Origin of the sequence: Tautonia sp. JC769 (assembly GCF_040717455.1) — a bacterium.
Lineage (GTDB): Bacteria > Planctomycetota > Planctomycetia > Isosphaerales > Isosphaeraceae > Tautonia.
The window spans coordinates 137,915-151,734 of record NZ_JBFEFH010000006.1; the positions used below are offsets into that span (position 1 = coordinate 137,915).

At 64.9% G+C, this 13,820-nt stretch carries 11 protein-coding genes; 8 read left to right on the forward strand and 3 right to left on the reverse strand.

Annotated features, from left to right (window positions below):
- Positions 1–133 precede the first annotated feature (133 nt).
- Both AB1L88_RS08630 and AB1L88_RS08635 read left to right on the forward strand, forming a co-directional pair.
- On the forward strand, positions 134–1,603 hold the full coding sequence (locus AB1L88_RS08630) for a glycoside hydrolase family 13 protein (RefSeq protein WP_367096239.1): 1,470 nt from the start codon (positions 134–136) through the stop codon (positions 1,601–1,603).
- 32 nt (positions 1,604–1,635) lie between these two features.
- Complete coding sequence (locus AB1L88_RS08635; protein WP_367096240.1) at positions 1,636–2,379, forward strand: methyltransferase domain-containing protein; 744 nt, start codon at positions 1,636–1,638, stop codon at positions 2,377–2,379.
- 31 nt (positions 2,380–2,410) lie between these two features.
- On the opposite strand, the gene epsC is transcribed toward AB1L88_RS08635, so the two are convergent.
- A complete protein-coding gene (gene epsC / locus AB1L88_RS08640; RefSeq protein WP_367096241.1) occupies positions 2,411–3,367 on the reverse strand; it encodes a serine O-acetyltransferase EpsC in 957 nt (318 codons plus the stop codon).
- 577 nt (positions 3,368–3,944) lie between these two features.
- Here epsC and AB1L88_RS08645 point away from each other — a divergent pair.
- From AB1L88_RS08645 to AB1L88_RS08655, 3 genes are all read left to right on the forward strand, one after another.
- Positions 3,945–5,003 carry a methyltransferase gene (locus tag AB1L88_RS08645; protein WP_367096242.1) on the forward strand — a complete coding sequence of 353 codons (1,059 nt, stop codon included), beginning with the start codon at positions 3,945–3,947 and terminating at the stop codon, positions 5,001–5,003.
- Positions 5,004–5,128: 125 nt separating this feature from the next.
- On the forward strand, positions 5,129–5,692 hold the full coding sequence (gene efp, locus AB1L88_RS08650) for an elongation factor P (protein WP_367096243.1): 564 nt from the start codon (positions 5,129–5,131) through the stop codon (positions 5,690–5,692).
- A 113-nt stretch (positions 5,693–5,805) separates the two neighbouring features.
- Positions 5,806–6,975, forward strand: coding sequence for a M20 family metallopeptidase (locus AB1L88_RS08655; protein WP_367096244.1), 1,170 nt, complete (start codon positions 5,806–5,808; stop codon positions 6,973–6,975).
- Positions 6,976–6,990: 15 nt separating this feature from the next.
- Here the strand turns inward: AB1L88_RS08655 and AB1L88_RS08660 are convergent, their stop codons facing one another.
- A complete protein-coding gene (locus AB1L88_RS08660; protein ID WP_367096245.1) occupies positions 6,991–7,575 on the reverse strand; it encodes a hypothetical protein in 585 nt (194 codons plus the stop codon).
- Positions 7,576–7,863: 288 nt separating this feature from the next.
- On the opposite strand from AB1L88_RS08660, the gene AB1L88_RS08665 reads away from it, so the two are divergent.
- The gene (locus AB1L88_RS08665) at positions 7,864–8,868 is read left to right on the forward strand and encodes a hypothetical protein (protein WP_367096246.1); all 1,005 of its coding nucleotides are present in this window, start codon (positions 7,864–7,866) and stop codon (positions 8,866–8,868) included.
- A 23-nt stretch (positions 8,869–8,891) separates the two neighbouring features.
- Here AB1L88_RS08665 and pyk read toward each other — a convergent pair whose 3' ends face one another.
- Positions 8,892–10,349: a pyruvate kinase gene (gene pyk, locus AB1L88_RS08670; RefSeq protein WP_367096247.1), complete on the reverse strand. Its 1,458-nt coding sequence runs from the start codon at positions 10,347–10,349 to the stop codon at positions 8,892–8,894.
- Positions 10,350–10,746: 397 nt separating this feature from the next.
- On the opposite strand from pyk, the gene AB1L88_RS08675 reads away from it, so the two are divergent.
- Positions 10,747–12,723 (forward strand): hypothetical protein, encoded by a 1,977-nt coding sequence (locus tag AB1L88_RS08675; RefSeq protein WP_367096248.1) that lies wholly within the window; start codon positions 10,747–10,749, stop codon positions 12,721–12,723.
- 142 nt (positions 12,724–12,865) lie between these two features.
- Entirely contained in the window at positions 12,866–13,807 is a 942-nt protein-coding gene (locus AB1L88_RS08680) for a hypothetical protein (RefSeq protein WP_367096249.1), read from the forward strand.
- Positions 13,808–13,820 lie beyond the last annotated feature (13 nt).

Sequence of the window (13,820 nt, forward strand, 5' to 3'; positions counted from 1 at the left end):
CCGAATCCATCCGCGTCCGCTGCCGTCGCATTGCAGTCTCGGAGTCGCTGATCGTTGCGCAACCCGCCGAGGACAACGACAGCACGACTCACACAACAGAACGTCAATCTCGGTCGCAAGCAGGACACCTCGCATGAACGAACCGATTCCAGAGACGCCCGACTGGGTCCGAGACGCGGTCTTCTATCAGATCTTCCCGGATCGCTTTGCACAATCAGATCGGGTGGCGAAGCCGAGCGGCCTCAGACCCTGGGGAAGTCCACCGACCCCGCACGGATACCAGGGCGGTGACCTGCTGGGGATCGCCGAGAAGCTCGAGTCGCTGGTCGAGCTGGGGATTAATGCGATTTATCTGACCCCGATCTTCCAGTCGGCCTCGAATCATCGCTATCACACGCACGATTACCTGAAGGTCGACCCCATGTTGGGCGGCGACGCCGCATTGCGAACGCTGCTCGACCAGGCGCACGACCTTGGGATGAAAGTCGTGCTCGATGGGGTCTTCAACCACGCGAGCAGGGGCTTCTTCCAGTTCAACGACATCCTGGAAAACGGCAGCGATTCAGCGTATGTCGACTGGTTTCACATCGAGGATTTCCCCCTGTACGCCTATGATCCCGAGAAACCTAACAACTACAAGGCGTGGTGGGGACTCCCGGCGCTCCCGAAATTTCGCATCGAAACCCCGGCCGTTCGAGAGTATTTGCTGCAGGTTGCCCGCCATTGGATCGACTTCGGCATCGACGGGTGGCGTCTCGATGTCCCCGAAGAGATCGATGACGATGACTTCTGGAGGACCTTCCGCCTGCGAGTCAAGCAGAGCCGGCCGGAAGCCTATATCGTGGGAGAGATCTGGGGAGACGGCTCGCGATGGCTCCAGGGTGACATGTTTGACGGCGTGATGAATTATCTCTTCACCAAAGCGTGCCTGTCGTTTTTCATCGGAACGTCCCTGAACCGCCGCGAGCTGGCCCCAGAACCACTCCAGAATCTCCGCCCGACCGACGCGATCGAGTTCGCTCGCGAGATCGGCCGCCTGCAGTCGAGGTATCACCCGAATATCCAAATGGCCCTGCTCAACCTCCTGGGGAGCCACGATACGGCTCGATTCCTCACCCTGGCGGGGGGCGATCAATCGGCGGTTCGGCTCGCAACCCTGTTCTTGATGACCTACCCCGGCGTCCCTTGCGTCTATTACGGTGATGAGATCGGCATGACCGGTGGGCATGAGCCGGCCTCGCGCGGGGCCTTCCCATGGGATCGGTCGCAGTGGGACCATGACCTCCGCAACGATTTCCGGACGTATATCCGCTTGAGGCATTCGCTCCCCGCGTTACGCCGGGGCACCTTCGAACCGATATTGGCCGAGGGGCATGTCTACGCGTTTCTTCGGCGGTTCGAGGGAGAGTCGGTGCTCGTGCTCCTGAACGCCGGAACGGCGGGAGTGTCGCTCGATGTCGACCTCACCGGCCATTTCGCCGAAGGGGTCGAACTCAGCGATCGCCTCGCCGACGGCACCTGGAGGATCGACCAGGGACATGTGCGAGGGCTTGACCTTTCCCCTCGGAGCGGACGAGTCCTGGTGACCAGGGAGGATCGATGAGTCGCCCGCCCGGTTGGCGATTTCCTCCTGGCGTGAATCCAGCCCTGTGGGAGTACACCAACTCGGCGCGGTTGGCCCAGGAAGAGGAAGCCTACTTTACAGAGGATCCCCTGACGCAGGCCGACGAGGCCATCCTGCACGACACCTTCCGCGAGCCGTGCCGCCTGATCGACCTCGGGTGTGGGGCTGGCCGCCTCTCCCTCTCATTCGCCCGACGAGGCTTCAGGGTCACTGCGGTCGACCTTTCCTCTGCAATGCTCGAGGTCCTGGGACGGTCCGCCGCGTCCGAGATGCTCACGGTTCATCGGGTCCGCGCGAATCTCTGTCGCCTCGAAGGATTCGCAGACGCCTCCTTCGACGCGGCGATCTGCATGTACAGCACCCTCGGCATGATCACCGGTCCCTCCGCGAGGCGAGCCACGCTCGCCTCTGCCCGAAGGATTCTGCGTCCGGGGGGGATGATGGCCCTGCATGCCCACAATCTGTGGCTCAACCTCAGAGACCGTCAGGGCCGGGCCTGGCTCTTGGGCGAGCTGGGCCGGCAGATCCTCGGAAAAGGGACGGGAGACCGCCCCATGACGTACCGAGGGATCCCCGGGATCACGGTCCACCTGTACCGATGGACCGAATTGAAACACGAACTCATCGCCGCGGGCTTTCGAATCCGCAGCGTCGTGGCGCTGGATTCCATCCACGCACGGCCGATCCGCTATCCGCGTGTCCTCCACGCAATGAGGGCAGGGGGGTGGATCCTCGTCGTCGAACGGGTCGGGTGAGGCCTCCGGAGGACGGGAGCAACCCTACACCTCACTGTTCCGAAGCAGCGGCATCGATGGTCGGTGGATCATGCCGAGGCACTCGGTAGCGAAGTCGAGGGCTCTCGATCGTCACGGTGGTATAGGGTTCGACACTCTGGGTCAGCCAGACCGATGAACCGATCACAGCATGGTGACCGATCCGGGTTTCACCCCCGAGGATGGTCGCGCTGGCGTAGATCACCACGTCGTGCTCGAGCGTCGGGTGTCGTTTTCGATCGCGGACGATCTCGCCGTTCTCATCCTTGGGGAAGCTCAAGGCTCCCAGGGTGACCCCCTGGTAGAGCTTCACGTTGTCGCCGATCTCGGTCGTCTCTCCGATGACGACACCGGTCCCATGGTCGATGAAAAATCGGCGACCGATGGTGGCGCCGGGATGGATGTCGATCCCGGTCTTCGAGTGGGCGTACTCGGTCATCATGCGCGGGATGAGCGGCACGCCCAGCTGGTGAAGCATGTGCGCGACCCGATAGATCGTGACCGCCGCCACTCCCGGGTAGCAGAAAATGATCTCGTCGTAGGCTTTCGCCGCGGGATCTCCGTCATAGGCGGCGGCAACATCGTCCGCGAGGATGTCGCGCAGGGCCGGGATCGCCTCGAAGAACGTCAACGTGATGGAATGTGCACGCCCGATGCAAACCGTGTCATCCTCCTTACCCTCGCAATCGTGTCGTCGCAGGGCCCGGAAGATCTGATCGCTCAGCCGGTCGTACAGCCCATCCACCAGGTCCCCGATGTGATAGGGAACATTTTTCATGGAAAGGTTCTGGCGACGCCCGAATCCGGGATAGAGCACCTCACGCAGGTCGATCAGAATCTCGGTGATCTCTCGGTAGCTCGGGAGGCTCGGATGGCCGAGGTGGTTGATCCCACCACATTGCTCGTAGGTCCCCACAATCGCATCGATCAGGGCGGGGAGGCGGTCCTTGTGGCGGGGTTCGGTGGCCATCAGTGACTCTTCCAGGATCCGGAACGAAGGCGATTCGCACGCGAATGATTGTAGGGGAGCGTCGCGACCCGTCCAAGGGTGGTTCGTTCAGCTCACTCCCCGCCCAACGGTTTTCATCCCGGACGGTGAGATCCTGGTCGTCTCTGGTCGAAACCATCATTCCCCTTTTCCTCCAGCCTGCCGCGCGGTGGGAACCCCCTCGAACCGGGGCGATGGGCTGGAAGAACCGCTCCACACTTCGGGCATCGCGAGGGGTGTCGCAGGGTGAAAGTCGCCACGATTGCCCAGCGGTGAGTCGCGCAAGACGGTCAATCCCGATGAGGTGATGTCCGGTCAACCGGTTGCTCCAACCCGTCGGCCCGGTCACGATGTGAGATCGGCCGAGGTCCTCATCGCCGTCCCCATGTTCGACGACGAGCACGATCGCTCGGGATCGTCGTTCCCCGGGCAGCCTGTCGGAGGCTCGCCTAGACGTCCCGGGCCGACACGTGGCCGCCGGTCCGAGCTCCTGAGAATCAGCCGAGAGTCCTCAACTCGATCGATCCCCGGCCGATCGCCGGGAGTGGAGACCCGTTCGATGACTGCCCGAGAGCTTGCGCGGCCTCACACGGATCCGACTCCGATCTTCGAACTCTTTCGGGGGAACTTCGCGACGGAATTGTTGACGGTCGCGGTTGCCCATTTCAACGTCTTCGGGCGCCTCGCCGACGCCCCTCGCAGCGAGGCGGAGTTGCGCGTCGAGCTTCAGCTTCAGGAACGACCCGCGACCGTCTTGTTCACCGCATTGCGTGCCATGGGGCTCCTGAGCCGAAGCGAGCACGGGCAGCTCGCCCTCACCGACCTGTCCCGAGAACACCTGGTCCCCGGCGCCCCGTTCGACGTCGGATCGTATCTCACTCTGGCGGCTCGGAGCCCCGGGGTGCTGGAGATGGCCGAGCGCCTTCGATCGAACCATCCAGCCACCTCCGGTCCCGTGACCGAAGAAGGGGTAGCCTTCGTTTATCGAGAGGGCATCGACTCGGCGATGGAGCGTGAGGAGACGGCCCGGACGCTCACCCTCTCCCTGGCCGGGCGGGCCAGGAACGTCGCTCCTGTGCTGGCCGAGGCCTTCCCCCTCTCCGGTTGCCGGACACTCCTGGACGTTGGGGGCGGCTCAGGGCTCTACAGCATCGCCTATTTACAGCGCCATCCCGATCTGACCGCCATCGTCTGGGATCGTCCCGAGGTGCTCAAGGTCGCCCACGAGCTGGCGGAGACTCATGGCGTGGCCGATCGCCTCGAATGTCGATCCGGCGACATGTTTACCGACCCGGTCCCCCACGGAGCGGATGCCGTCCTGCTCTCGAACATCTTGCACGACTGGGATATCCCGGAATGCAAGTCCGTCATCGCCCGGCTCGCCGATGCGCTCGCTCCGGGACGGAAACTCCTGATCCACGACGTCTTCCTCAACGACGCGATGGATGGGCCGCTGCCGGTCGCCCTCTACTCCGCCTCCTTGTTCTCGCTGACCGAAGGCCGGGCGTACAGCGCAGGCGAATATCGGCAATGGCTGATCGAGGCGGGGTTCGACCCCGGCCCGATCGTGCCGACCCTCGCCCATTGCGGCGTCCTCCCCGCGGCCCGGATCTCGTGAATTCCGACCTGTCGAACTGGACTAGGCAGCGTAGACCTCGTTCGAATAACATCTTCCATCATCTCGTCCCGGTCATCCCCGGCACGAACGTCTTCCCCTAGAGCCCGCACTTTTCCTCGCCTGCCATGAACATCAAAGCGACTGACATCCGCCGCGGCATGGTCATCGTGATGGACGGCAACAACTATGTTGTCCACGATTTCTACCACCACACCCCCGGAAACCTCCGGGCGATGGTCCAGGCGAAACTGAAAAACATGCAGACCGGATCGATCATCGACAAGCGGTTCCGCTCGGTCGACCAGATCGAAGTCCCCTTCGTCGAATCGAAGGAGTACGAGTATCTCTACTCCTCAGGCGACGAGCATGTCTTCATGGATACTTCGACCTTCGATCAGCTCACCTTCTCGCCCGACATGATCGGTGACTCGATGCAGTACCTCCTGCCCAACACCAAGGTGAGCGTCCGCTACGTCGACGAGAAGCCCGTCTCCATCGAGCTGCCGGACACGGTCGAGCACACGATCACCGACACCCCTCCCTCGATCAAGGGTGCCACCGCGACGAACCAGTACAAGGAAGCCACGACCGAGACCGGCTTGAAGATCAGCGTCCCTCCCTTCATCGGTCCCGGCGAGAAGGTCCGCATCGACACGCGCGATGGGAAATACGTCGAGCGTGTCAAGTAATCGCGGCGTCATGATCCCTCGATCTCGTTCTGGCCAGATGACCCCTCTCCAGGCCGACCGCTCGATCACCCCGTCGCGGAGGTGAGGCTCGGCGCGTTGCGGAGCGATTCACTGTGTCTGCCCCGAATGTGGTGAACATCCTTTGCGACCTGGTTGCGCGGCCGAGCGTCAACCCGATGGGTCGAGCCGTTGCTCACGAGGCGCCCTTCTTCGAAGGGCGTGTTTCGGATTACCTCGAATCGTTCTTTCGATCGCTCGATGTTCCATTCGAGCGTCGTGCCATCTCTCCGGGCCGCGACAATCTGATTGCCCGATTCGAGCCGCCCGAGGCACGACAGACCCTCCTCTGGGATGCCCACCAGGATACCGTCCCGACCGAAGGCATGGTCATCGAACCGTTCCAGCCGACCCTGGACGGCGGCCGCGTCTATGGCCGGGGCTCGTGCGACGTGAAGGGCGGCATGGCGGCCATGCTGTCCGCCTTCGCCCGGCTGGTGACGGAGCGACCGAAGGGGGCCGCCCGGGTCCTCCTGGCCTGCACGGTCGACGAGGAATACACGCACACGGGTTCCTCGGCGCTTGCAGCCCAGGGGCTCGACGTCGATCTGGCGATCGTGGCCGAGCCGACCATGCTGGAGGTCGTCACCGCCCACAAGGGGGCCGTTCGCTGGAAGGTCCTGACCCAGGGCGTCGCTTGCCACAGCTCTCGGCCTCGCGATGGCGTGAACGCGATCTATCGGATGGCTCACGTTCTCAGGGCCATTCAGGGCTATGCCGACCGGCTTCAGGACGGGACGCCTGACCCCGTACTCGGACCGCCGACGCTCTCGGTCGGTCGCATCGAAGGCGGCCAGAGCGTCAACGTGGTGCCGGATTCGTGCTCGATCGACCTCGATCGGCGCGTGATTCCCGGCGAAGATGTCGACGGAGTCCGTCTGGCACTCCGCGAGGCGATCCTGAGCGAGCTGGGCGATTCGGTCCCGTTCACGTTCAGTGAGCCCTGGGTCCGCATGCCGTCGCTCGGTCCCGATCGCGCCTCGCACTGGGTCGAACCGGTTCGAGACGCCATCGGCACGGCTCTCGGCGAACGGCCGCCGATTTCTGCCGTCCCTTATGGGACCGACGCCGGCCCGCTTTCGGCCTCGGGGATCCCCTCTCTGGTCATCGGTCCCGGAGACATCGCCCAGGCTCATACGAAAGACGAATGGATCGCCGTCGACCAGCTCGAGAAAGCGGTCGAGGTCTATTACGCGCTCGCCTGTCACCTGGGTCGTGACCGTTGATCGGGGTTGGATTGGTCACGGGACCACTCGCGGGTTGAGCAACTCACGCTCAATCCGGTTCAGGATGCGCTGTTCGAGCGCAAAGTCACGCCCCTCCGGGATCCAGCCCAGGGGAGGGGCGATCGGTCCGATGACCTCCCGCGATCGGCTGATCTGGAAGTCCTGCGGGAACGCGGCCATCCCGCCGTTTTGCCGCTCCGGCCGATCGAGGAATTCGAGCTCCTTCCACACCTCGACGTTGATCGCGAACCCTTCGGCGACGGGTTCGACCGTCGCGATGGCGAACCGTCGGTAGGTCTGCAAGGTCGCTTCCAATCGCTGCCTGAGGCCGATCGAATCCCCCCTCCAGGGTTCGACGATGGTCGCTGCCGTCTCCGGGTATGTCGAGATCCGACGGGCCAGGCGGTTCTCCTGGTCGATCTCGAAATCCTCGTCCAGCGCGTGGACGGTCGCGTCCCAGGCGGCGTCGAAGCTGGTGGTCTGGATCACGAGCGGGTTGGGCAGCACGGCCTGATTCCGGACCGTCGCGCAGCCTGTCAGGCCCGCCGGGAAGAACACCAGTGCGAGGAGCGCGGCCGGGATGGGCCTGGGTCGTTTCATGACAATCCTCTGCTCGACCTCGACCAACGATCGCGGCCCAAGACATGAAACGGCGTCTCGCAGAGGGGAAGGGGCCGGAGATCCGATCGGATGGGACGCTCGGACGGGAGACCTCCGGCCCAGCAGCCTAGGCTCTGTCCCGGAGCGGGCCGTATCGTGCCCGGATCCTCCGATCCTGGCAAGATCAAGTTGCCGGACGCGAATCGGTAACCTAGGGTCCTGCTGGAGTACGGTTCGGTTCACCTCGGTCGCGTCCCTTGCGATGCGAGGAGATGGAGCAGAGCCCCCATGCACGCGACGATCAACACCTCGACGATCATGACCCAGCTTCCCGAATCGGACGAACCCAGGCCGAGGCCATTCCGACGACGATGGGCTGAGGCCCTGGGCTGGACTCCCCGTTCCTGCCGCATCGTGCCGCGATTTCTGGATGCGGTCGGCGGATCGACCCAACGTGACGAGGTCCACAAGCTCCTGCTCCAATCGGCTCAGGAGGTGACCGGGGCGCCTCGCGTCGAAATCCGACCGGTCGGCGGTCCCAACCGCGTCTTGCAGAGCCGATCGCTCTTCGGGCAGGCATCTGAGACGCCAGTCGAGTTCCCGATCCGCTATCGCGGGGACCTGCTCGGCACGCTGCTCGTCTCGCCCTTCGAGGGGCGTCGGATCCCGCCCTCGGTCCGGGCCGACCTCGAAACGCTCTGCGCCATCGCCGCGATCGGCGACCGACTGCTCGGCCGCGAGCGCAATCTCCGCATCGCGATCCCGTCGGATCCCGGGGTTTTCGTGAAGCCGAACGCGTTCCTCCTGCCCCACTTGCGCCAACTGGTGCTCCTGGCCCGCCGCCGCCGTGAACCACTCGGCGTGCTTGCGATCGGCCTCCCCGACTCGATCGAGGCGACGGGAGCCGCCCCGTTGGGGAGCGCCGACCCGGCGAGCGATCGAATCCTTCACGCCGTCCTGGGTACGCTGCGCGAGAGCGATCTCGTTGCCCAGCATGACGAACGGACACTCATCGCCGTGCTCCCGAACGCCTCCTCAGACAGCACCGCCCTCATCGCGGAGACCCTGGCCCGATCGATCCTGGACGTGACCGACTGGGATGAGTTCGCCCGGGTCGCGATCGGGGCCTCATGCTTCCCGGATGACGCCCGAGAGGCCGATGTCCTGCTCGACGTGTCCATGGAAGCGCTCCGGAGGGCCCGAGAAGAGGGCCTTGGTCACATCGTGATTGCCGACCGAGAGGCATTCCTCCCCCGGTCCGTGGACGAGTTCCATGCGGGAGTCGCGAGCTAAGGAGCCTTCCCCGGCACGACCGGTCACGAGGTCGTCCCCATTTCGCGGACAACCATGGTGTTGTGCGTGGGTTGGTCCGGGAAGAATCCGCGAAGGACCACGATGCGATCTCCGGCGGCAACCAGCCCGCGATCCCTGGCCCATGTCATCGCGTACTCGACGGACTGGTCGAGGTCGGCGATCGTGCCCGGTATCGTGAGCGGAACAACCCCCCGGAGGAGGCTCAATTGCCGAGTGACCTGCTCGGTCTGCCCCAGCGCGATGGTCGGCGTTCGATTCCGCTGCATCGAGACCGCGAGCGCCGACCGCCCCGATCGTGTTGCCACGACCAGCAGCGCGGCATTCAGTCTTCGACACGCGAGGCTCGCGGACTCGACCACCGCCTCGGTGATGGGGGAGACCCAACCCGCATTCCGGCCCGCCTCGCTCCGAACGGAGGTCGCCGGCTCCGACTCGGTCCGTTCCGCTTCCGCCAGGATCTGGCTCATGGTGCGCACCGTCTCCACCGGGAAGTCGCCGATCGCCGTCTCCCCGGAGAGCATCACGGCGTCCGAGCCATCGATCGCGGCATTGAAGACGTCGCTGGCCTCGGCCCGGGTGGGTCGGCCCGACCGCTCCATGCTGGTTAACATCTGCGTGGCGATGATGACCGGCACTCCGGCGGCATGAGCCTCCCTGACGATCCGTTTCTGGATCGCCGGCACCCGAGCCACGTCCACCTCGACCCCCAGATCGCCCCGAGCGACCATCACCACGTCGCTCAGCGCGAGAATCGCGGTCAAATCCTCGACGGCCTGCGGTTTCTCGATCTTCGCGACCACCTTCGAGCGAATCCGCCTCTGATCGAGTTCATGCCGCAGCCGGGCCAAATCTGCACCCGACCGCACGAACGAGAGGGCGACGAAGTCCACTTCGTGTTCGGCGGCCCAGTCGAGATCGATGAGGTCCTTCTCGGTCAACGACGGCAGACTGAGCCCCGACCCGGGGACATTGATCCCTTGCCGAGATCGGATGACCCCCGGCAGGCTGACCCGGAGCCGGGCCAGGCCCGGGGCCGTCTCGATCACCTCCATCCCCACGGTGCCGTCGGCGAACAAGACCGCGTCGCCGACCGTAAGATCCTCTGGTAGACGCTCGTACGAGCATGAAAGCTCGCGAGTGTCCCCCGTCGGGGATTGCGAGAGGGTGTAAACTTCGTCGAACTCACACGCGATCATCCCCCCTGGGAGCTCGCCGAGCCGGATTTTGGGGCCGCACAGATCCATCAAGACCCCAATGACTCGGTCCCCTTCCGCGGCGATCCGCCGGATCGTCGCGAGCGTGTTCGAGTGCTCCTCGTGCGTCCCATGCGAGAAATTGAGGCGAAAAACGTCGACGCCGGCATCGAGCAGCCGTCGAAGCATCTCGGGACTCTTCGAAGATGGCCCAAGCGTCGCCACAATCTTGGTTTTCACGCTCGCCAGGGGTTCTTTCGGGTTCATCAGCACGACATCACCTCGAAGTTCAACCAAATGGACGGACCGAATCGACGAATGGCTCTCCGCAGTTGATCCTGGGGAGGCGGTCCCTTCGGTCTCCCAACTTTGCTTGCGAAGTGTAAGGCAACGCCCCCCCGCTCGTCGAAAGAATAACGGTCCTGCGTCCCGGAACGACCGCTCCCGGGCGGTCCTCCCGTCCATGGCAGTCTTCTCGGAAAGCTCCGATTGACGGCGACCGACTTGCTGGGAACACTTGGCGTGACTCACGTCGGAATCGAAGCGAAGGGCGCGGGAACCGAGGAGATCGGCATTTGATTCGCATCCCCTTGGTGGAGTACCAATTGGATCGACGGGCCACCTCCCGATTCGGGGGCACTCCGGAGATCGAGGCCATCAGATCATGAAGCGAATCATTGCCATCGCTGCCTTGCTCGGATCGCTCGGCGTACTGCTGAAGCTCGGGACCAAACGTCCGGAACCCCCAGTGCGATCAGGGGAATCCGACCCGTCGTCGGGAGTCGTCGCGGAATCGGCAGACGCCGAACGATCTCGGGCCGAGCAGCGACTTCGCGACTCCTACCCGGACCATCCCGAACTGGTCGAGCGGGTCCTGGAGCGCTTCGGCCGCAACGCCATCACGATCGAGCGGACCGATGGACTCCGAGGCCTGCAACTGCTCGATCGGCTCGACCTGGAGGCGGTCTATCTCTACGAGCACGCGTCCGACGACTTCCGGCGCCTCGCCACCCTCGTCGACGATGACGCCGCCGCGGATCTGTTGCTCAACTGGCGAGAATATTTCGGGTTGAAGCGATCCGACTCGACGGACAGGCGCGTCCTGATCACCTCGATCGCCCGGCTCAATGCTCGACAACGTCGCGCCGCGGCCTCATATCCCTCCGCACTCCCGCTCATCCTGAGCGACCCCTCCGGCGTGACCAATCTGATCGAACGCTGGGAACACGACCCGGATCGCCTGGGGCAATTGCTCGCGGTCCTGATGTGCCTGGATCTTTCCGAGGGCTCGACGGACCTGAAGGCCGCGGCGCGGACGATCGACATCTACGGCGACCTGGCCCTCGACGCCTTTCGGCTCCAGGGGCTCGACGGATTCGCGACCGTGCACCGCTTCGGGGCGATCCTGCTGGTGCTTCGAGACGCCATCCCGCTCGACGACGCCCTGATCGTCCTCCGGGTGAACGAGGCGTACGTCGTCGACCGCCTCCGGAGCCGATCTCCCGAAACCTTCGCGGCCGAGTTGCGTCACGCGGCGGCCCTGAATCTGATCCCCGAAGTGGGCGGCAGCCCCCATGGCCTTCGCCTGATCGCCGAGCACGGGGTCGAGGCCGAGCGGGCCCTCCGCCGGGTCGGCCCCGATGCCGCCGAGGTGGTCTACGACTATTCGAGCGACAGGACGGACCGGGCCCGGGCCGTCGCCGCAGTCGCCGAACATGGGGCCGCGGCGCTCGCGATGTTGACCAAATACAATGGGCACGAAGGATTCCGGGAAATCCTCCGGCGAGACGGACCCGGCGTCATCCCTCCGGTCGCCTCGGCCGACGCCTCTCCCGAGTTTCTCGCGGAGCTGAAGGCGAAGGACGATCGCTCCACGCTGGAGAACGTCGCCTACGCCATGACCAAATTCTCGGGCGAGAGTGGCCAGCAGACCATTGAGTTGATTCGTCGGGATGGGCTCGGGCGGGCCGAGTCGCTCGGCTCGACCGAGACCGCCTATTACGAGTTCCTCCCGCTCTACGACCTCTTGCACCTGGGAGACGTGGTCCGACAGGGCTACTACCCGACCCGGGGCGAATATGCCTGGGCCGTGATCGACGCCGGGTTCATCATCGCGGACGTCCTCTTCCTGACCACCCTGCAGCCGCAGGGGGCCGTGGCCTCGGAAATCGCCCGCTCGGAGGTGAAATCCGCCGCCAAGGGAGCGATCCGAGGGGCGGGCCAGATCGCCAGGGAGGAGACGGCGGAACTGGCCAGTCGAATCGCCGTCAGGCGTACGGCCCTCGAAGCGAGCGATGCCACCGCTCGGGCGGCTCGATGGTGGGTGGTCCGCTCTGCCGGGGGACTCTTCGCGACGCTCAAGAAGACGCCCGCCGCGCTGGCTCGTCTCGACCTCCGTGAAGCCACCGAGATGGCCCGCCCGTTCTGTGCGCGTTCCGGGCTGCGTCTTTCGACCTGGGGACCGATGCGATTCCTGAAGCAGGGCGAACTCCTGGTCCGCCGAATCCCTCCGAAGCGAGGCTTGAAGTACCTGACGCTCGAGGCCACCCAGGCGGGGGTGGGCGTCGTCGCCATCCAGAAGATGGAAGAACACCTCACCTCGGGCCGTCCCCTCCCGGATCGATCGACGGCCGGATTCTGACTCCAGCGGACCGCGGCCCCGGTGGTCCGAGTCCGAATCGTTCTCAACGACCAAGGCGTAGGAGTGTCGACGCACCACCAGGATTGATCGAGCGGGTGGCCGGTCCCGCGTGGTGCCCCGACAAATTGAAGGATACGATCCCATGCGATGGCGAATCCCAAGTCGACCGGCTGCCGCGAGCCTGATCCTCCTCTGCCTGCTGGCCAGTCCGCAAGCGGCGAAGGCGAGTAAGATCGGCTGGATGGACGATGTGGTTCGAAGGGTCGTCAAATCCACCGACCCTGAGCTGGCCCAGTCGGGCCGGGTCGGAGGACGCCTCTTCGACGAGGTGGGCGGCGAGAGCCTCTCCACCATGGCTCGTCGGTCCGACACGATCGCCCACGCGGGCCGACCCGTCAACGAAGCCACCGAGACGGCCCTCGAACTCCGGTTCGCCCGGATGCTCGACACGTCCGATCCCGAGCTGCTCCGCTCCTTCCGCGCCCTCGAGCCGGCCGAGAAGCGACTGGTCCTTCGCATGGGTGAGGCAGCCGAGCGGATCGCCCGCCGATACCCCGATCAGGCCGACGTCATGATCCGGAGGCTCGGGGTCGACGGGATGACGGCCGTTCGCGTCTATGGCGACGACGTGGCCGAGGTGATCGCCCGGGAAGGACCCGAGGCGATCAATGTGCTGCGTCGGGCCGGGCGCCCCGGCTGGAACTTCTACGTCGGCCCCGTCTTGCAGCACAAGCGGAAGCTCGCGGCCGCGGGGGTGCTCGCGCTCTTCCTCGCCAATCCGGAACAGTTCGTCGATTCGGCGGGGCGGATCACCGAGTTCGCCGTCTCGAAATTCGCCGAGGCCGGCATCGACCTGGCCGGGGCGATCGGCTCCGGGGCGGCCCGAGGCCTGGAACGCTCGCTGGCCGATCGGCTCGGGCTCACCAGCCTGGGCGGGCCGATCTTCCGCTGGGTCGCCCTCCTCGGTGCCGGGCTGGTCGCGGTCCTGGCGGTCCTGATTCTCGTCGGCATGCCCATCCGATACGTGACCGCCCCGTTTCGATTCGTCGGACGCAGCCTCCGGGCGACCGTCCGATCCTCCTGATCGATCCAGGGAG